This is a genomic window from Kribbella sp. NPDC058693 (assembly GCF_042715335.1).
GTDB lineage: Bacteria > Actinomycetota > Actinomycetes > Propionibacteriales > Kribbellaceae > Kribbella > Kribbella jiaozuonensis.
On record NZ_JBHXSQ010000003.1, the window covers coordinates 627,490 to 645,701 of the forward strand.

Annotated in this window: 19 protein-coding genes; 12 read left to right on the forward strand and 7 right to left on the reverse strand. The window is 68.2% G+C overall.

Annotation, left to right across the window (positions count from 1 at the left end; genetic code table 11):
- The first annotated feature begins 41 nt into the window (after nucleotides 1-41).
- On the forward strand, nucleotides 42-908 hold the full coding sequence (locus ACFWUU_RS20950) for a GNAT family N-acetyltransferase (protein ID WP_380177366.1): 867 nt from the start codon (nucleotides 42-44) through the stop codon (nucleotides 906-908).
- 845 nt (nucleotides 909-1,753) lie between these two features.
- Here ACFWUU_RS20950 and map read toward each other — a convergent pair.
- The gene (gene map, locus ACFWUU_RS20955; RefSeq protein ID WP_380177367.1) at nucleotides 1,754-2,521 is read right to left on the reverse strand and encodes a type I methionyl aminopeptidase; all 768 of its coding nucleotides are present in this window, start codon (nucleotides 2,519-2,521) and stop codon (nucleotides 1,754-1,756) included.
- A gap of 64 nt (nucleotides 2,522-2,585) precedes the next feature.
- Here map and ACFWUU_RS20960 point away from each other — a divergent pair, with 64 nt between their 5' ends.
- From ACFWUU_RS20960 to ACFWUU_RS20970, 3 genes are all read left to right on the forward strand, one after another.
- The gene (locus ACFWUU_RS20960) at nucleotides 2,586-2,870 is read left to right on the forward strand and encodes a helix-turn-helix domain-containing protein (RefSeq protein ID WP_380177368.1); all 285 of its coding nucleotides are present in this window, start codon (nucleotides 2,586-2,588) and stop codon (nucleotides 2,868-2,870) included.
- A gap of 70 nt (nucleotides 2,871-2,940) precedes the next feature.
- Nucleotides 2,941-4,098 carry a CapA family protein gene (locus tag ACFWUU_RS20965; protein WP_380177369.1) on the forward strand — a complete coding sequence of 386 codons (1,158 nt, stop codon included), beginning with the start codon at nucleotides 2,941-2,943 and terminating at the stop codon, nucleotides 4,096-4,098.
- Nucleotides 4,099-4,231: 133 nt separating this feature from the next.
- Nucleotides 4,232-4,702 carry an rRNA adenine N(6)-methyltransferase family protein gene (locus tag ACFWUU_RS20970; protein WP_380177370.1) on the forward strand — a complete coding sequence of 157 codons (471 nt, stop codon included), beginning with the start codon at nucleotides 4,232-4,234 and terminating at the stop codon, nucleotides 4,700-4,702.
- A gap of 86 nt (nucleotides 4,703-4,788) precedes the next feature.
- On the opposite strand, the gene ACFWUU_RS20975 is transcribed toward ACFWUU_RS20970, so the two are convergent.
- The gene (locus ACFWUU_RS20975; RefSeq protein WP_380177371.1) at nucleotides 4,789-6,525 is read right to left on the reverse strand and encodes an ABC transporter ATP-binding protein; all 1,737 of its coding nucleotides are present in this window, start codon (nucleotides 6,523-6,525) and stop codon (nucleotides 4,789-4,791) included.
- Nucleotides 6,522-8,243, reverse strand: coding sequence for an ABC transporter ATP-binding protein (locus ACFWUU_RS20980; RefSeq protein ID WP_380177372.1), 1,722 nt, complete (start codon nucleotides 8,241-8,243; stop codon nucleotides 6,522-6,524). Before ACFWUU_RS20980 ends, ACFWUU_RS20975 begins: the two co-directional genes overlap by 4 nt.
- A 158-nt stretch (nucleotides 8,244-8,401) precedes the next feature.
- On the opposite strand from ACFWUU_RS20980, the gene ACFWUU_RS20985 reads away from it, so the two are divergent.
- Nucleotides 8,402-9,367 carry a glycerophosphodiester phosphodiesterase gene (locus ACFWUU_RS20985; protein WP_380177373.1) on the forward strand — a complete coding sequence of 322 codons (966 nt, stop codon included), beginning with the start codon at nucleotides 8,402-8,404 and terminating at the stop codon, nucleotides 9,365-9,367.
- An 81-nt stretch (nucleotides 9,368-9,448) separates the two neighbouring features.
- On the opposite strand, the gene ACFWUU_RS20990 is transcribed toward ACFWUU_RS20985, so the two are convergent.
- On the reverse strand, nucleotides 9,449-9,790 hold the full coding sequence (locus ACFWUU_RS20990) for a PspC domain-containing protein (protein WP_137258765.1): 342 nt from the start codon (nucleotides 9,788-9,790) through the stop codon (nucleotides 9,449-9,451).
- Between the two features lie 117 nt (nucleotides 9,791-9,907).
- Between ACFWUU_RS20990 and ACFWUU_RS20995 the strand changes: the two genes are divergently transcribed.
- The 4 genes from ACFWUU_RS20995 to ACFWUU_RS21010 are packed head-to-tail and all read left to right on the forward strand — an operon-like array spanning nucleotide 9,908 to nucleotide 12,394.
- A complete protein-coding gene (locus tag ACFWUU_RS20995; RefSeq protein ID WP_380177374.1) occupies nucleotides 9,908-10,648 on the forward strand; it encodes a PASTA domain-containing protein in 741 nt (246 codons plus the stop codon).
- Between the two features lie 48 nt (nucleotides 10,649-10,696).
- Nucleotides 10,697-11,188, forward strand: coding sequence for a SigE family RNA polymerase sigma factor (locus tag ACFWUU_RS21000; RefSeq protein WP_380177375.1), 492 nt, complete (start codon nucleotides 10,697-10,699; stop codon nucleotides 11,186-11,188).
- Nucleotides 11,185-12,027, forward strand: a complete 843-nt coding sequence (locus ACFWUU_RS21005; protein ID WP_380177376.1) for a PASTA domain-containing protein — start codon at nucleotides 11,185-11,187, stop codon at nucleotides 12,025-12,027. Before ACFWUU_RS21000 ends, ACFWUU_RS21005 begins: the two co-directional genes overlap by 4 nt.
- Before the next feature lie 34 nt (nucleotides 12,028-12,061).
- Nucleotides 12,062-12,394: an MmcQ/YjbR family DNA-binding protein gene (locus tag ACFWUU_RS21010; RefSeq protein ID WP_380177377.1), complete on the forward strand. Its 333-nt coding sequence runs from the start codon at nucleotides 12,062-12,064 to the stop codon at nucleotides 12,392-12,394.
- Here ACFWUU_RS21010 and ACFWUU_RS21015 read toward each other — a convergent pair.
- On the reverse strand, nucleotides 12,357-12,938 hold the full coding sequence (locus tag ACFWUU_RS21015) for a GNAT family N-acetyltransferase (RefSeq protein ID WP_380177378.1): 582 nt from the start codon (nucleotides 12,936-12,938) through the stop codon (nucleotides 12,357-12,359). The two genes, ACFWUU_RS21010 and ACFWUU_RS21015, sit on opposite strands and share 38 nt — an antisense overlap.
- Nucleotides 12,939-13,031: 93 nt before the next feature.
- Between ACFWUU_RS21015 and ACFWUU_RS21020 the strand changes: the two genes are divergently transcribed.
- Nucleotides 13,032-13,358, forward strand: a complete 327-nt coding sequence (locus ACFWUU_RS21020) for a cupin domain-containing protein (RefSeq protein ID WP_380177379.1) — start codon at nucleotides 13,032-13,034, stop codon at nucleotides 13,356-13,358.
- Nucleotides 13,359-13,583: 225 nt separating this feature from the next.
- A complete protein-coding gene (gene groL, locus ACFWUU_RS21025; protein ID WP_137258772.1) occupies nucleotides 13,584-15,209 on the forward strand; it encodes a chaperonin GroEL in 1,626 nt (541 codons plus the stop codon).
- Between the two features lie 372 nt (nucleotides 15,210-15,581).
- Here groL and ACFWUU_RS21030 read toward each other — a convergent pair whose 3' ends face one another.
- Nucleotides 15,582-16,550: a glycoside hydrolase family 6 protein gene (locus ACFWUU_RS21030; RefSeq protein ID WP_380177380.1), complete on the reverse strand. Its 969-nt coding sequence runs from the start codon at nucleotides 16,548-16,550 to the stop codon at nucleotides 15,582-15,584.
- Between the two features lie 65 nt (nucleotides 16,551-16,615).
- A complete protein-coding gene (locus tag ACFWUU_RS21035; protein ID WP_380177381.1) occupies nucleotides 16,616-17,029 on the reverse strand; it encodes a ribonuclease domain-containing protein in 414 nt (137 codons plus the stop codon).
- A 213-nt stretch (nucleotides 17,030-17,242) separates the two neighbouring features.
- Between ACFWUU_RS21035 and ACFWUU_RS21040 the strand changes: the two genes are divergently transcribed.
- Entirely contained in the window at nucleotides 17,243-18,181 is a 939-nt protein-coding gene (locus tag ACFWUU_RS21040) for a GNAT family N-acetyltransferase (RefSeq protein WP_380177382.1), read from the forward strand.
- The last annotated feature ends 31 nt before the right edge of the window (nucleotides 18,182-18,212 follow it).

Genomic DNA, 18,212 nt, shown 5'->3' on the forward strand with positions numbered 1-18,212 from the left:
ATACGTCCACCGTATGGGGGGAGAGGGTTAGCGTGTTGTCTGTGCGGGAAGTCGAAGTCTCCGGGGATGAAGCACTGACGCTGGCCACTTCGTTGTTGCAGCGCGTCCGACTGTCCGGGCGTGAGGCTGGTGTGTGGGAGGCGGCCGACGTGCAGTGGTGGTCGCGGAAGGCGCGGCGGTCGGACGATGTGGATCAACTGTTCTGGGTTGACGGCGATGGGCCGGTGGCTGGGGTTCTGTTGACGATTTGGGCCGACGATGTGTGGCAGTGTGACCCGATCATCGTTCCGGGGGCGACGAGCCCTTCTCTGAATGAGGTTTGGGCGGGCGCGGTGGCGCAGGTCCGGCGTCACGCGGCGGGTTCGCTCGAGGTTCCTGTGCGTGATGACGATCGCGAGCTGCGCGAACTGGTTGACGGAGCTGGGCTTGTTGCCGGTGAGCGATCAAGCATTGCCTGGATGGATGCCGCCGACCGGCCACGGGTCGACCCACCTCCCGAGGGCTTCGTTCTCGTCGATCGCACTCAACGACCCGGCACTCCGCACCCGATGCGCCACCGGAACGGCGACCAGGTTGGCGAGCGCCTTCGCCGATGTTCTTTGTACGACCCAGCGCTCGACCTCGCCATCGAGACACTCGATGGCCAAGCCGTCGCGTACTCGCTCTACTGGTTCGACCCGGTGACGCAGGTAGGTCTGGTCGAGCCAGTGAGAGTGGAGGACGAGTACCACCGCCGCGGCCTGGCTCGAGCCATGCTCACCACAGGCATCGACCGCCTAGCAGTCAGAGGCGCCCGCCGCCTCAAAATCGGCTTCGAATCCCCGCCAGCCGCCGCGCTCTACCAGTCCATCGGCTTCCACCCCGCCGCGCGTGTGACCTTCTACCGAGGACACGTCGATAGCGTCTGACAGATGGGCAAGTAGCCGACGAGGACCTCGCAGGCGGATAGACACGCCAGCACCAGCCCCGCCTGACCACGACAGCGCCCAGCCCTGTTTATCCGGGGCAGCACCCGGCCCTGTTTATCCGAGGCAGCACCCATCTCCACCGAGCCCCTGCGGCCCGACGCTCGCAATCACCCAGCTTGGTCGGCGAATCGCATGCCGCGCCGCGCCAGCTACTCCACCGATGCAGCCGATGCAGCCGCCGCTGACTTCGCCGCCGCCGACGTGGCCGCCACCGATGACCCAGCCGCAGCCGCAGCCGGCCGCAGCCAGCCGTCGCCAGCCGTCGCCAGCCGTCGCCGCAGCCGATGGTGCGGATGCTGCGGATGACGCCGATGCCGATCGCGCAGACGCGGTCGATCCGTGGCGCCGGCTCACGGCCTGGCGGCGGGGGCAAGTGCGCGGACCTCGCGTGCCCTCGCGGTCGTGCGGCTCGCGGGTACACGTGTCGGTCGACTGCGCGATAAGCGCGCACGTCCGGCGATAGCCGGAAGGGGATGTTCCGGCGATAGCCGGAGGGTGGGTGGGGCGACGGCGTAGCACGGCGACGAAGGAGCCGCGCGTAGTCCGGAGCGGGGGCTGACCACCTTCCCCGCTTGTCGCCGGCGGGGGAACTGCGCGGGTCTTGCATGCTCGGACGGATGCGCGGATCGCGGGTACACGTGTCGGTCGATCGCGCGATAAGCGCGCACGTCCGGCGGTAGCCGGAAGAGGATGCGCCGGCGATAGCCGGAGGGTGGGTGGGGTGACGGCGTAGCACGGCGACGAAGGAGCCGCGCGTAGTCCGGAGCGTGGGATGACCGCAGTACTTAGGGGAGGGTGAGGATTTGGGGGCCTTCGGGGGTTATGGCGACGGTGTGTTCGGCGTGGGCGCCTCGGGTGGTGTCGGCGGAGCGGAGGGTCCAGCCGTCTTGGTCGATGACGTACGTCGAGCCGGGGCCGGACCAGAACCAGGGTTCGATGGCGAAGACGTGGCCGGCGCGGAGTTTGAGGCCTCGGCCGGGGCGGCCGCCGTTGGCGATGTGGGGGTCTTCGTGCATGCGGCGGCCGACGCCGTGGCCGCCGAAGTCGAGGTTGGTGCCGACGTTGTCGCGCTTGCCGATGCGTCCGATCGCGGCGCTGATGTCGCCGATGCGGTTGCCTTCGACGGCGGCCGCGATGCCGGCGGCGAGTGCTTCCTCGGTGGTTGCGATCAGCTCGAGGTCCTCGGGTCGCGGCGTACCGACGCAGAAGCTGGTCGCCGCATCCGCGCACCAACCGTCGACCGACGCACCGCAGTCGACGTTGAGGAGGTCCCCATCCTCTAGGCGAAGGTCACTCGGCAACCCGTGCAGTACGGCGTCATTGACTGACGTGCAGATCACCCCGCTGAACGGCGACGTCGCAAACCCAGGCTGGTACCCCTCGAACAGCGACACCGCCCCGGCGGAACGCAGTACGTCGCGCGCGACCTCGTCGAGCTCGCGGAGCGAGACCCCGGCTGCGGCCTGCTTCTTCACCGCGGCCAGCGCAGTACCGACGACCCGCCCGGCCTCGCGCATCTGCTCGATCTCCGCTGGCGTCTTCAACTCGACCATCGTGTGCTTCCTCGTTCGCGACTCGACTTCACCGGATAACTATACCGGTACTATTATCACACTCATGGTCCGACCACCTCTGTCCACCTGGGACCGCGAACGCGGTCGTCAGCTCGGCCGTCTGCTCCGCGAGGCGCGCGGCGAGCGCAGCATGGTCGAGGTGGCTGCGGCGTGCGGCGTCTCGGTCGACACGCTGCGCAAGATCGAGACCGGCCGGATCCCGACGCCGGCCCTGTTCACGGTGGCTGCCGTCGCCGCCACGCTGGAGATCTCCCTCGACGACCTGGTCGACGCCTGCCAGGACAGCCGACCGGAAGGGAAAGCCAGTAGTACCAACCTGATCGCGTAGGACACGATCAGATCTCCGTCCCAACCAAACCCCTGGGTGCCGCGTCTTCATCGGCAACAAGGGGGTGGGGATGGCAGTACGACGACGTGCGGTGCTCGGGGGCATGCTGGCCGGCGCCGCGGCGCTGGCGACGACCGGTTGCATCGCGGACACCTACGCGGATACGACCAGCGATCACGGCACGAAGAACACCACGACCGCGAAGCCGAAACCGGGCAACCAGCCCGATCGGATCACGGTCGTCGCGACCGGCGATGTACTGCTTCACGAACGCCTGTGGACAACGGCGAAGCGTGACGGCAAGGGCGGGGACTGGGACTTCGCGCCGCTGATGAGCAGCGTGAAACCCCTTGTGCAGAAGGCGGATCTCGCTATCGCGCACCTGGAGACCCCGCTCGCACCTGCCGGTGGTCCGTACCACGGCTACCCGCTCTTCCAAGGTCCGCCGCAGATCGCGAGCGCGCTGAAGCAGACCGGGTACGACCTGTGCACGACGGCCAGCAACCACAGCTTCGACGGCGGGGCGGACGGTGTCGACCGGACGCTCAACACCTTGCAGAAGGTGGGCTTGAAGCACGCGGGTACGGCGCGGTCGCGGGCCGAGGCGGAGCAGACGACGATCGTTGACGTCGGTGGTGTGAAGATCGCTTCGTTGAGTTTCACGTTCGGGTTCAACGGGTTGCCGTACCCGAACGGTCAGACCTGGCGCGCGGGCAAGATCGACACGAAGACGATCGCTCGGAAGGCCCAGGAGGCTAAGGATCGTGGGGCCGATCTCGTGTTGGTCAGCTGTCATTGGGGTACGGAGTACTCGAGCAAGTTGAACGACCAGCAGCGCGAGGTCGCGCCGGAACTGCTTGCTGATAGCAACATTGATCTGGTGATCGGTCATCACGCGCATGTGGTACAGCCGATGGAGCAGATCAACGGGAAGTGGGTCGCGTACGGGCTGGGCAATCTGGTCGCTGCGCATCGCGAGCCCGAGAGCACGAAGGCCGAGGGGTTGCTGGTCCGCTTCACGTTCAAGCGTGACGGCGATCGGTGGTCGACCGAGCAGGCTGAGTTCGCGCCGCTGTTGATGACGGATGTGCTGCCGGTGCGGGTTCTCGACGTACGGCGGGAGCTTGCGAAGGGCACGTCGGTGGCGAAGAGGAGCCGGCTCGAGTTGGCGGAGCGGCGTACGACGGAGACTGTTCTGTCGCTCGGGGCGGCGCCGAAAATGCTTTGAGCTGTTGGGGTTCGACGGTCTAGGGTCCGTTGCATGATTACGTACTTCGTGATGGTCCGTCGTGCCCGGCTCCGGGCAGGCGAGGGGTGCCTGGGGATGGCATCCGCTCGATAGTCGTTGGGCCCAACGGGTTGTGGACGCGGCCGGGGTCAGACCCGGTGAGCTCGTCCTCGATGTCGGGGCCGGACTCGGTGCGCTGACTGCGCCGCTGGTCCGGGCCGGTGCCCGGGTGGTCGCCGTCGAACTCCATCCTGGTCGTGCCGATCGGTTACGTCGGCGGTTTGCTGATGCGCCGGTGACGGTGGTTCGTGCTGATGCCGGTGATTTGCGGTTGCCGTCGCGGCCGTTCCGGGTGGTGTCTAGTCCGCCGTACAACGTGTCTACGTTGTTGCTGAAGCGGTTGCTGGCGCCGGGGTCGCGGTTGGTGTCGGCTGATCTGGTCCTTCAACGGCAGGTGGCGAACCGGTGGGCGCGCGGCGAGGCGCCGGGGGCTAATCGGTGGTTCCGGTACTACGACCCGTCTATTGGGCTTCGGCTTCCCCGCAAGGCGTTTACCCCGCCTCCACATGTGGACTCGGCTGTACTCCTACTACGCAAACGCTAAAAGAAACCCCGCCCCCTCGCTCCGCTCGGGGGCGGGGGATGGGACGAAGCCGCACGCCGGGGTGGCGGTCTCACCGGGCGTGCGGGTTAGCCGTGCCAGGAGGTCCAGAGGGCGGCGTAGGAGCCTTGGCGGGCTACTAGGTCTTCGTGGCTGCCTAGTTCTGTGATTTGGCCGTCTTCTACTACTGCTACGCGGTCGGCGTCGTGGGCGGTGTAGAGGCGGTGGGCGATGGCTATCACTGTCCGGCCCTCTAGTACTGCGGCTAGGGAGCGTTCCATGTGGCGGGCGGCTCGGGGGTCGATCAGGGAGGTTGCTTCGTCCAGGACAAGGGTGTGGGGGTCGGCCAGGACCAGGCGGGCCAGGGCCAACTGCTGTGCTTGGGCAGGTGTTAGCGCGAGCTGGCCGGAGCCGACTCGGGTGTCCAGGCCGTCGGGTAGCGCCTGCGCCCACTCGCGGGCGTCTACTGCTTCCAGCGCCTCCAGCAGTTCGGAGTCGGACGCCGACGGTCGCGCCATCGACAGGTTGTCCCGCAGCGTGCCGACGAAGACGTGGTGTTCCTGGGTCACGAGCGCGACCTGCTTGCGGAGCTCGTCCAGTGGCAGCTCCGTCATGCCGACACCGCCGACCGTCACCGAACCGGTCCGTGGCGGGTGGATGCCCGCGACCAACCGCCCCAGCGTCGACTTGCCGGCACCCGACGGCCCGACCATCGCGATCCGCTCACCCGGCTGGATGGTCAGATCCACACCGTGCAGTACGTCGCGACCCTCGACGTACGAGAACCGCACATCCCGCGCCTCAACCAGTTCCGAAGAAGGCTCCTGCCCCGACGGCGTCCGGTCGTCCGGTACGTCGCTGATCCCCAGCAGCCGCGCGAACGCCGCACCGCCGGACTGCAGCTCGTCCAACCACGACAGCAACCGGTCAACCGGATCGATCAGCTGGTTCACGTACAACACGGCAGCCGTCACCGCGCCGAGCGAGACATGCCCGTTGAGATGCAGCCACCCACCGAACAGCAGCGTCCCCACGACCGGCACCAGATACCCCAGCTCAGCCACCGGGAAATACACAGTCCTCAGGAACAACGTGTACCGCTCGGCCAGATACGACCCGCGGATATCCACATCCCCGCGCCGCACGCGATCGTCGTACCGCCGCAACGCCTCGACAGTCCGAGCACCCTCGACCGTCTCCGCGAGTGAGCTCGTCATCTGGGCGTACGCCGCGTTCTCCCGCAGGTACCCGTCCTTCGCGCGACGCAGATACCACTTCGTGCTCAGCCACAGCAGCGGAACCATCGCGACCAGAGGAACCAGCACCCAGACCCCGACCAGCACGGTCGCGACGGCCGTGAAGATCACGGTGACGAACGCGATGATCGTCTCCGGTACGGCGAACCGCACCGTCCGCGACAACGTGTCGACGTCCCGCGACGTCCGCGACAGCAGATCGCCGGTGCCGGCCCGCTCGACCGTCCCGATCGGCAGCGCCAACGCGTTGTCGACGAACTCCTCACGCAGCTCGGCCAGCACCTGCTCGCCCAGCGCGAACGACCGGTAGCGCGCCCAGCGGGTCAGCAACGACTGCGCGACGATGAAGACCGCGATCACCGCGATGACCTCGTTGACCTTCGAGGCGGTCGTGCCGTTCTGCACATCCTCCACCAGGTCACCGATCAGCCGCGGCGCCGCCAGCCCGGACACCGCCGCCAGCACGTGCAGCAGCAGCGCGATCGACAGGTTGCGCGGGTGCCGCCGCGCCAGCCGGCGCGCATGCTGCCGAATCTCGACCGGCCCGGCAACGGGCAGGATCTGCCTCATCGGAGGGCCTCCTCTTCTTCGGTCTGGCGGGTGACGGTCCGGCGGTACTGCGGCTCGCTCTCGAGCAGCTCGCGGTGCTTGCCGGTGGCAACCACTCGGCCGGCGGCGACGAAGATCACCTCGTCGACGCGGTCGAGCAGAAGCGGACTCGCGGTCAGTACGACGGTGCTCCGGCCGGCTCGGTGGTCGCGCAACCGCTCCGCGATCCGCGCCTCGGTGTGAGCGTCCACGGCGGAGGTCGGCTCGACCAGCACCACCACGGACGGGTCCGCGAGCAGCGCCCGGACGAGCACCAGCCGCTGACGCTGTCCGCCGGAGAACGAGCGGCCCTTCTCCTCGACCTCGGAATCGAGCCCGTCCGGCAGCGCGACCAGCACGTCCTCGGCGGACGCCGTACGCATCGCTGCCATCAGTTCGTCATCGGTACGGCGGCCGTCCGGGTCGAGCTCGGTCCGCAGTACGCCGGTGAACATCTGCGAGCCGGTGTCGCTCACCAGGATCCGCTCCCGGACATCCGCTCGGGTAGCGCTGGCCAGCGTCACGCCGCCGTACCTGACCTCGCTCGATTCGTCGTACCGCCCCAGGCGGTCCGCGAGCTCGGCGTAGCTGTCCGGCTCCGCGGAGACGACCGCGGTGAGCAGTCCGTCGCGCGCCCGTACGCCGGAGACCGGATCGACCAGGTCGCCGTGGTCTGGCAGCTGTAGCGGCGCAGCAGGATCGGTGATGTCCGGCTCCAGCTTCAGCACGCGGATCACCCGGCCCGCCGCGACCAGCCCACGCATCAGCTGGTTGGCGAAGTCAGTCGCCGTCCGCAGCGGCAGCACCAGGAACGTCGCATACCCGTAGAACGCCACCAGCGACCCGGCGCTCAGATCGCCACGGAGCGCGAAGTGCGCACCCAGGCCGACCACGAGCACGACGAAGATCCCGGGCAGCAGCACCTGGGCCGCGTCCAGCATCGACTGGATGCCGGCGACCCGCACACCCGCCTTCCGCACCTCCTGCGACTCACTCCGGTACCGCCGGGAGAACGACTCCTCACCGCCGATACCGCGCAGCACCCGCAGCCCGGCCACGATGTCCGAACCCAGCGAGTTCAGCTCGCCGACCGCCTCACGCTGCGCGGACTGCCGCCGGTGCAGCGGCCGCAGCATCGGCCCGAGGCAGAAGAGCATGATCGGTACGCCGATGAGCACCACCAGGCCGAGCGCCGTCGAGGACGAGAGCAGGATCGCCGCGACCACGACGAACGCCACGATCGCGCCCGCGAACCGGGCCGAGACCTCCATCAGGTTCCCGATGTAGGAGAGGTCGCCGGCGCCGACGCTGACCACCTCGCCGGTCGCCAGGTGCTTCGGCAGCGTCGCCCCGAGGTTGGCCGACTTCCGCGTCACCACCTGGACCGTCCGGTACGCCGCCATCAGCCAGTTGGTCACCGCGAACCGGTGCCGCATGATGCCGGCCAGCGCCTGCACCACGCCGACCGCGAACAGCAGCGCGGTCCACTGCAGCAGCCGCTCGCCGTCCTTCGCCGCGATGCCCTCGTCGATCGCCCGCCCGAGGATCGCCGGGATGAACGCCTGCGCTCCCATCCAGACAATGCCGAAGGCCATCCCGCCCGCGAGTGTGCGGGCCTGACCGCCGGCTACCCACCACAGATAGCGGGCCGGCGAGCGATGATTCGGGACGCCGGGATCGGCGAGGGGCAGTTGTCTCATGGCCCCCTCAGGCTAGGTCTCCGCTCCGACAGTTTGCATGCGAATTAATCGCGTCTGTGGACAGCCTCGAACCGCACCATCGTGACGGTCGGTAGACCTTCACCTTGCGTTGGGCAACGGGTTCCCGCTGGGCAATGTCCGGCCCCTGTCCTGGATCCATGTTGGTGATCGCGCATCGGGGAGCGAGTGGCTACCGCCCGGAACACACGCCGGCGGCCTATCGGCTGGCCGCGGCACAGGGCGCCGACTACCTGGAACCGGACCTGGTCGCGACCCTCGACGGCGTGCTGGTCTGCCGGCACGAGAACGAGATCTCGAGTACGACGGACGTCGCCGAGCACCCGGTCTTCGCCGACCGGAAGATCACCAAGATCGTTGACGGGACAGCAGTCACCGGCTGGTTCGTCGAGGATTTCACGCTCGCCGAGCTGCGCACGCTCCGCGCCCGGGAACGGATGCCCGCGCTCCGGGCGAACAACACGGCGTACGACGGGTTGGAGGCGATCCCCACCTTCGACGAGGTGGTCGACCTGGCGCGGCGGGAGTCGGCGCGGCTCGGTCATCCGATCGGGGTGATCCCGGAGATCAAGCACCCGGCGTACTTCCGGCGGCTCGGACTGCCGCTGGAGGAGCTGCTGACGGAGCGGATCCTGGCGCTCGGACTGCGCGAGGACGAGATCATGGTGCAGTCGTTCGAGCCGACGAGCCTGCGACGGCTGTCGGTGATGACACGGGTGCCGCTGGTCCAGCTGATCGACTCGGAGAGTGCACCGAACGACTTCCTGCGGACCGGTGACGGTCGCACGTACGCCGACCTGATCGCGCCGGCCGGGCTGCGGGAGATCGCGACGTACGCGCAGGTGCTGGCGCCGCACAAGGACCTGGTCATTCCACGTACTGCGGACGGTTGTCTGGGGGAGCCGACCCGGCTGGTCGAGCAGGCCCACCGGCTCGGTCTGGCTGTGCAGGTCTGGACGTTCCGTGCGGAGCGTCGCTTCCTGCCCACTGCTACCGACTACTCGACAGAGTTGAAGCGATTCGCCGCCCTGGGGCTGCAGGGCGTCTTCGCCGACCACCCGGACCAGGCGCTGGCTGCACTCCGCAAGCCGGCTCTGAAGGTCTAGACAGTCGACGGCGGGGTGACCGCCGTTGCGGTCACCCCGCCCGAGTGACTGGTGCTGCGCCCGCTACAGGCGCAGTCGGTGTCACGCCGCCGGGGGCTTGTTGTTGGTGGTGGTGTCGTCGTAGATGCGGGAGGCGATGTCGTTCTCGGTCGAGTCCTGGTTCTGGTTGACCGACTGCTGAACGTTCTGCCACACGGCCTTGCCGTCGGACTCCGGGATCACGATCCACGCGACCGCGTAGCCGATCATCGCGGCGCCGCCGGTGATGAGGGTAAGGCCGACCCAGCCGAGGCGGACCAGGGTCACGTCGACGTTGAGGTACTCGGCGATGCCGCCGGAGACGCCGGAGAGCATCCGCTGGTTCGAGGAGCGACGGAGGACCTTGCCGGACAGGTTCTGGAACGGTGCGTTGGAGTTCGTCATGGCTCTACTGTCCCGTTTCCGTGCTGTTCACGGCATCCGGATCGGTACCGACCGACCCCTGATCCACCCCTGACGACTTTCGTGACAAGACACTTGCCCAGCGCTGAGACTTAGGGGGTGGAGCCTCGCCCCGATGCGACCCGAGGCCGTGGCGTGCTGGCATCAGCAGCCGCCGCGATCACGGTGCTGGCCGTCATCGGAGTCACCAATGCGCTGAGCTCCAACGGCGGCGGGACACTGATCACGATCCCTGACCCGCCCCCGGGACCGGTGGCGATGCGAATGGTCGGCTACGGGCACGCGGCGATCGCCGTACCGAAGGTGTGGGGTACGAATGCCTCTCGTTGCGGCATCCCGCACCGCGACACCGTGCTGATCGACGACCCTGCTGCAGCGTCGTACTGCGACCTGCCGCGCCCGCCGGACGTCGACAGCGTGGAGCTCGGCACTGACCCGCCCAGCGGCTTCCAGGTCGACGAGGTCTTCCTCGTGAACGGAGTGCGCGCCGAGCGCCGCAAGACCACGTGTGCGAGTGACGACGTGTGTTGGGGTGCGGTGGGTCTCCCGTCGCTGCACGTGTGGTTCCGGGCGTCCTCGTCCACCGATGCAGCGGTGGTGGACGAGATCCTCTCGCGGATCGAGATCCTGCCCGACCGGGTCGGTGTGCCGAGCTCCCGGACGACCGACGGCCGCGACAGTACGGCGTACGCGAAGAGTCTGCGGGAGCTGGGGCTCAGGACTGAGATCAGCACCAGGACGTCGACCGTCTACAAGCCCGGCCGCCTCGTCAGCGTCTCGCCGTCCCCGGGGACCCTCCTGAGCCCGGGTGAGACAGTCACGCTGACGGTGATCAAGTAGGGGGAACCAGCGCGGGCCGTCACCCTGTCTGTACGGGTGAGGAGGGGTATGGACGACTTCAGCGAGTATGTGACCGCACGCTGGCCCACGCTGGTCCGTGCGGCGGTTCTGCTCGGCTGCAATCCGCCTGAAGCCGAAGACCTCGTCCAGACCACGCTGGAGCGCTGCCTGGTCAAGTGGAACCGCGTCCGCGCCGCCGACGACCGGGACGCGTACGTGCACCGGGTGCTGATCAACTGCTTCCGCTCGTCCAGACGGCGCCGATGGCACGGGGAGAGGCCGTCAGCGGTGCTGCCTGAGTACGCCGACGTCGATCCGACTGCCGGCATCGACCAAACGGACGCAGTGATGCGAGCACTCGACGGACTGCCCGACGACCAGCGCACAGCCGTCGTACTGCGTTATTACGCCCACCTCAACGAACAGCAGATGGCCTCAGTCCTCGGCGTCGCCGCCGGCACGGTCAAGAGCCGCCTGTCCCGCGCGGTGAAGGCCCTGGCGCAGGACCCACACCTGTCAGAACTGCGAGACCCCCGATGAACCTCACAGACCTCCTGGAACGCACTGCCGAGCAAACCCCGGTCGGCCCACCCCCTCTGGACACCCTGTACGCCGGAGCAGCCCGCCGGCGCCACCGCCGTACTGCGGGACTGGTCGCTGCGGTTGCGGTCGCGGCTGTGATCGGCGCATCGACCCTGCTGACCTCGCGCGGACCAACCGCGCCCGTCACGTCACCAACCCCGGCGCCGGCCCCGCCCGCGCTGAGAATGGTCGGTTTCGGCCACGCTGCGATCGCTGTCCCGGCGGACTGGCCGACGAACAAGAGCCAATGCGGTACGCCGAAGCAGGACACCGTGCTGATCGACGACCCGAGCGCAGCGCTCTTCTGCGGGGCGTTCCGTCCGGCAGGGGTCGAGAGTGTGGAGCTGTACTACGGCCGGCCGCGGGTCGATTTCCGTGCTGATGAGAAGTTCCAGATCGGGGGAGTTCCCGCCGAGCGGCAGCGGACGACCTGCTCGGTCTCCAACTACCCGAAGGCCAACACCACGACCTGTGGCAGCACGGTCAGCATCCCGTCCCTCAAGGTGTGGTTCCGCGCCGACTCGTCCACGAGTGCTGCGGAGGTCGATCGCATGCTTGCCCGGATCGCGATCGTGCCGGACCGGACCGGCGTGCCGAGCTTCCAGTCCCTCCGGGTCGACCTCAACGGGCCGACGGGGTCGGCGTACGCCGCTGTGCTCCGGCAGGTCGGGCTGAAGTCCCAGATCTACACGCTCAGGTCGCCGAACTATCCCCCCGGGGAGGTGCTGAAGGTGTCACCGGCTCCCGGGACGATGCTGAAGCCGGGTACAACCGTGGCAGTGGTCGTCACCAGCTGACGGAACTGTCGGTGGGGGTGCCTAGCGTTGGGGTATGGATGCGCAGGCGGTGGTGAAGGTGATGGCGGGCTTGCCGGGCGCCGAGGAACACGAGGGGTGGGCGGGGCAGCCGGTGTTCAAGGTTCGGAACAAGAGCTTTGCGTACATGTCCGAGGACCAGACCCGGCTGCACCTGAAGGCGCTCCGCGAGGAGCAGGAGGCGCTCGTCGCCGAGGATCCTGAGGTCTACGCACCGTCCTGGGACGGTGGTCGTTTCGCCTGGGTGCTGATCCAGCTGGAGCTGGCGGACGAGGAGGAGCTCGGGGAGCTGATCACCGAGGCATGGCGGCTCACCGCGCCGAAGTACCTGATTGCACAGCTGACCTGACCAGGACCCACTGCGGACTGGTGCGGCTGACCTCGGTGAAGCCGGCGCTCAGGTAGACGGACAGCGGGCCGCGGTACAGGTCGGCGGACGAGATCCGGCCTGTTGCGGTGGTGTCGACCGCGCAGGCCTCGACGGTGGAGGCGCCGTACGAGCGGGCCAGGTCCACAGCGCCGTACACCAGCTCCGCGGCGACGCCCTGGCGGCGATGGCCGACCGGTACGACGAAGCAGGTGATCACCCAGGCGTCCGGGTGGTCCGTGCGCCAGTTGGGCGACGCGACGACGCGCGGGTACGCCGTACGTGGGGCGACCGCGCACCAGCCGATCGGCGTGCTCCCGTCGTACGCGAGGACTCCGGGCGGCTGCTCAGAGGTGCAGACCTGCTGTTTGAGACCCTCGCGGTTGTCAGCGGGGCTGCTGTCGGACCAGGCCTTGCCGCGGAGGCGGAAGTACTGGCAGAAACAGCGGGACGGGTCGCCGCGCTCACCCATCACCGCGGCCACGTCTGGCCAGGTGTCCGGGCCGGCGGGGCGCAGGTTCACCATGGACACACCGTAGCGTCCCTGTGACCGGATGCGTCCGGTCCGGGACCGGGAGGAGCCTGTTGCCGGACGGGGCCGGGCTGCCAGATTGTGATCATGCCGAACGAACCTCAAGCAGTCCTGCTCGATGACGCCGAAACCAGCCCGGTCGCGCCGGGTATCGTCCGCCGCGCTCTGCCGTCCAGCGGGCAGGTGCTGGTCCGCGCCTTCGACCTCGAGGCCGGGATCACCTGGCCGGAGGTCGACGTCCACGACCGGGACGAGTTGATCTACGTCGCGTCGGGCGAGCTGCTCGACCACGGCCGGTCCTACCCGGCGGGGACGTACCTTTACTACCAGGCCGGCAGCCGGCACCAGCCGCGGACCGAGACCGGCGTCCGGATCATCGTCTTCGGCCCGGCGGAGGCGCCGCCCGGGGCGTGAGCGGCAGGTGGTCTGGCTTGCACTCGTTTGGGTCGAGTGCTAATACTTGGTTAGCACTCCAAGGGCGAGAGTGATAAGTGCTCGTGCCCGGGGAGTGTGCAAGAAGACGGCCTCGATGAGGTGCCGGAGCGCGGCGGGACATGAGCGTCGCGGGTCGGTGCCGTCCGTCGCGGGCATCCGGGCCGGCTGGACCACAAAGACTCGACGCGGGAGGACTCGCGGAGAATGCCCAAGCTGATTGCTTTCGATGAAGAGGCGCGCCGCGGCCTCGAGCGGGGTATGAACACCCTCGCCGACGCCGTGAAGGTGACGCTCGGCCCGAAGGGCCGCAACGTCGTACTGGAGAAGAAGTGGGGCGCCCCCACGATCACCAACGACGGTGTCTCCATCGCCAAGGAGATCGAGCTCGAGGACCCGTACGAGAAGATCGGGGCCGAGCTCGTCAAGGAAGTTGCCAAGAAGACCGACGATGTCGCCGGTGACGGCACCACCACGGCCACCGTGCTGGCTCAGGCTCTCGTCCGCGAGGGTCTGCGCAACGTCGCGGCCGGCGCCAACCCGATGGGCCTGAAGAAGGGCATCGAGAAGGCGACCGAGGCCGTCAGCGAGCAGCTGCTGTCGCTCGCGAAGCCGGTCGAGACCCGCGAGCAGATCGCGGCGACCGCGTCCATCTCGGCCGCGGACACCCAGGTCGGCTCGATCATCGCCGAGGCGATGGACAAGGTCGGCAAGGAAGGCGTCATCACCGTCGAGGAGAGCAACACCTTCGGCCTCGAGCTCGAGCTCACCGAGGGTATGCGCTTCGACAAGGGCTACATCTCGCCGTACTTCGTGACCGACACCGACCGGATGGAAGCGGTTCTCGACGACCCGTACATCCTGATCGTCAACAGCAAGATCTCGAGCATCAAGGACCTGGTCCCGGTGCTGGAGAAGGTCATGCAGACCGGCAAGCCGCTGGCCATCATCGCCGAGGACATCGAGGGCGAGGCGCTGGCGACCCTGGTCGTCAACAAGATCAAGGGCACCTTCAAGGCCGTCGCCGTCAAGGCGCCGGGCTTCGGTGACCGCCGCAAGGCCATGCTGGTCGACATCGCCGTCCTCACCGGCGGCGAGGTGATCTCCGAGGAGGTCGGTCTCAAGCTGGACTCGGTCGACCTGGAGCTGCTCGGCCAGGCCCGCAAGATCGTCGTCACCAAGGACGAGACGACCATCGTCGAGGGCGAGGGCGACGCGGACCAGATCGGCGGCCGGGTCAACCAGATCCGCGCCGAGATCGAGAAGTCGGACTCCGACTACGACCGCGAGAAGCTGCAGGAGCGGCTGGCCAAGCTGGCCGGTGGCGTTGCGGTGATCAAGGTCGGCGCGGCCACCGAGGTCGAGCTGAAGGAGCGCAAGCACCGCATCGAGGACGCCGTTCGCAACGCGAAGGCTGCCGTCGAGGAGGGCATCGTCGCCGGTGGTGGCGTGGCTCTGCTGCAGGCGTCGGTGATCGCGTTCGAGAAGCTGGACCTCGAGGGTGACGAGGCCACCGGTGCCGCCATCGTGCGGTCCGCGGTCGAGGCGCCGTTGAAGCAGATCGCCGTGAACGCCGGCCTCGAGGGCGGCGTCGTGGTGGAGAAGGTTCGCAACCTCGAGCCGGGCTGGGGCCTCAACGCCGCAACCGGTGAGTACGTCGACCTGATCAAGACCGGCATCATCGACCCGGCCAAGGTGACGCGCTCCGCGCTGCAGAACGCAGCGTCGATCGCGGCCCTGTTCCTCACCACCGAGGCCGTCATCGCCGACAAGCCGGAGAAGGCAGCAGCCGCTCCGGGCGGCGCGCCCGACATGGGCGGCATGGACTTCTGACCTGAAGTCCGACAGCACACAGCACCAACAGGCGGTCCCGGGCAAAAGCCCGGGACCGCTTGCTGTTGTGGTGGGACGTGGGCGCTGGCGCTCCGTACGACGCCACCACAGCGTCCCGGCTGCCCGATCCACACGCCGGCCAGCTGCAAGGCGCCAGCCAGCTGCAAGGCGCCAGCCAGCTGCAAGGCGCCGGCCGGGCGGACCCCCTCGCCTTCCACCACCCCTGCCCCAGTCCACTCGCCGGGCGCAGGTGTGCGTGAGGCGCTCCGCGTCAACCACCTCGCCCAGTCGGCTCGCCGGTGGCGGCGCTCTCGGTACGGTCGCGCTCGCCGCGAAGCGGCCAATAGGACTGTCGCCGCGGAGCGGTGTCCTTTAGGTGCCGGTTATTAGGTGGTGGGCGAGGAGCGGGGAGAAGGTTCGGATGGGGAGGGTGGGGGTTTGGCCGCAGGGGCCGTCGGATTCGCCGGGGGTGCGGAGCCAGAGATGGAGGTCTACGGGGGAAGTGGCGACGGCGGGGGGAGTGCCTAGTTTGCGGGTGGGTGGGTTGCAGGAGCTGCCATCGGAGCCGTTGCCGTTGCGGCTGGTGTCGATAATGAAGTGCGATCCCCCGCCGAGCGCCTGGAGGATCGCCGTACCGCGAGCAACCGATTCAGCGGTGGTGAAGTAGTTCGCGGTGTTCAGCGCGAACCCGCGGACCTTCCCGACATCCGCCAACCGCAGCCGCCGCGCGATCTCCTTCGCATCACCGGACCCCACGTTCCCCGCGTCCAGATACACCCATGTGTTCGGATTCTTCACCGCAAGCAGCCCCACGGCGTACTTGAGCATCGCGATCCGCCCGTCCCACTCCGCCGGCGGGAAACAATCGAGTCGCGCCAGCGCATCCGGCTCGAGCACCACGACGGCCGGCCGTACTCCGATCCCGTCCGACAAGCCGCCGATCCAAGCCCGGTACGCCGCCTCGGACGCCGCCCCGCCGCCGATCCCGCACGGTCCACCGGGCAGGTTGTCCGCGACGAGCACCGGCAGCTTGCCGGCCCGGTCCGCGGCCATCGTGTACGCCGCGACGCCCGCCTTCACGTCCCCGCTCCACATGCCGAACCACCGCGCCGACGCCTGACCCGCGATCTTCGTCGCGAGCTCCGTGTCCTCGGGATGCCGCCGTACGTAGGCTGCCGCGGCCGAGCCGGGGTCGACGTAGAACCCGTTGGTCAGCTTGAGCGGATCGCCGGTCGCTTCGGCCAGCCCGGTGTCGGGCCGGCCGAAGACGACCAACGCGGCGGACAGCAACAGACCGGCAGCTACCAAAAGGACAGCGCGGCCCAGTCGCGGAGTCGGCATCGGTGATGCATCCTTCCATCCATGGAGTGATCACTCAACGTGCCGACGAGACTACTCTCAGCAGTTCAGCTGTTCTCGTCGACCTCGCAGAACGAGGCGTAGTGGTCGCCGGTGTAGTAGAGGTGCTCGGGGTCGGTCGTCGCGCCGCCGCCGATCAGCCGGCGGGCGCCGCGGTCGGACGAGCCGGGCGTCTTCACGGTGTACTCGTGGTAGTAGCTGCTCGACTCGTCGGGGAGGATGCCCTCCCGGTTCTGGAAGACGGTGCCGTCCTGGCGGTACGGGAACGGTCCGCCGGAGTGGATCAGGTCGAGGGTGTCGGCTGCCTGCGACGGCAGTGAGCTCAGCGCACAGGTGTCGATCGCGGCTGCCGAGGCGACGACGTACGTGCTGGAGGTCGGGGCGGTGGTTGGGGCGGCGTAGGCGGTGGTGCCGAAGGCGGCGGTGGTCGCCAGGACCACGGCGGCGATGAGGGTTCTCATGCCTGCACGCTTCCCCCGCAAACAAACGTTCGTACATCCCAGGTGTGAATAACAGGTGGACTATGACCCCGCCCGCCACTTAGAGTCTGGCCCGGCGAGACCAGACCCGGAGTGGAAGGAGCGACCGATGAGCACACCGACTTGTTTCCCGGCGCACCCGACCCGCTCCCACAGCTCGCACTGAGCGGATCCGCGCCTCCTGCTGGAGGATCTGTGACGATTCGCAACACCGTCGAGGCCGACCTCGACACCATCCTTGCTCTGATCGAGCAGCAGAAGTCCGTCAACACCGTCACCCACGACCGGTACGTCGAATACGTTGCCGACGGCTACTACCGCGACGACTGGACCTGGGTCGTCGAGGAGAACGGCGTGATCCGCGCCCTCGCGATCTGGTGGGGCGGTCCCGGTGAGGACCTGCCGTTCAGCATCGATGGCCTGTACTACGTGGGCGACGACGACCCGGTCCCGGCGTGGACCGAACTGATCAAGCACGCCCTCGCACAGCGGCCGGCCGATGGTGAGCAGCCGGAGTATCACTTCTTCCTGGCCAGCGACTGGCAGCAGCAGCCGGAGGTCGTCGCCGCGCTTGAGCCGCGGGCACAGGCGGCCGCAGCGGCCGGGCTGACCGCGATCACGGACCGGCTGCGATACGAGTGGAAGCCGGAGTACGGGCTGCCGCCGCGCTCCACCCGGCTGCGGTTCGAGCCCGCCGACGACGGAGCGTTCGTCGACGTGTTCATGCAGGTCAGCCAGGGCAGTCTGGATGCCGCGACGGCGCGGGAGATCGCCCGGGTCGGGGTCGAGACCGCGGCCCGCGAGGAACTCGACCTGTACAAGTCGATGCCGAACAGCGACCGGGCCTGGTGGCGGCTCGGATACAACGAAGACGGCAAGCTGATCGGCTTCGCGATCCCGTCCGCGAACGCGGGTGGACCGACGGTCGGATACCTCGGCGTTTTGCCCGAGCATCGCGGCAACCGGTACATCGACGAACTGCTGGCCGAGATCACCTACATGCACGCCGAGCTGGGAGCAGAGCACATCAGAGCCGACACGGACTTCGGCAATGTGCCGATGGCGAAGTCCTTTGAACGCATGGGATATCGGAACTTCGCGGTCCGCCGGGTGCTGTCCTTCCCGGAGAGCTGAACTCGCCTGCCCGAGGTGCAGACGAGCGACG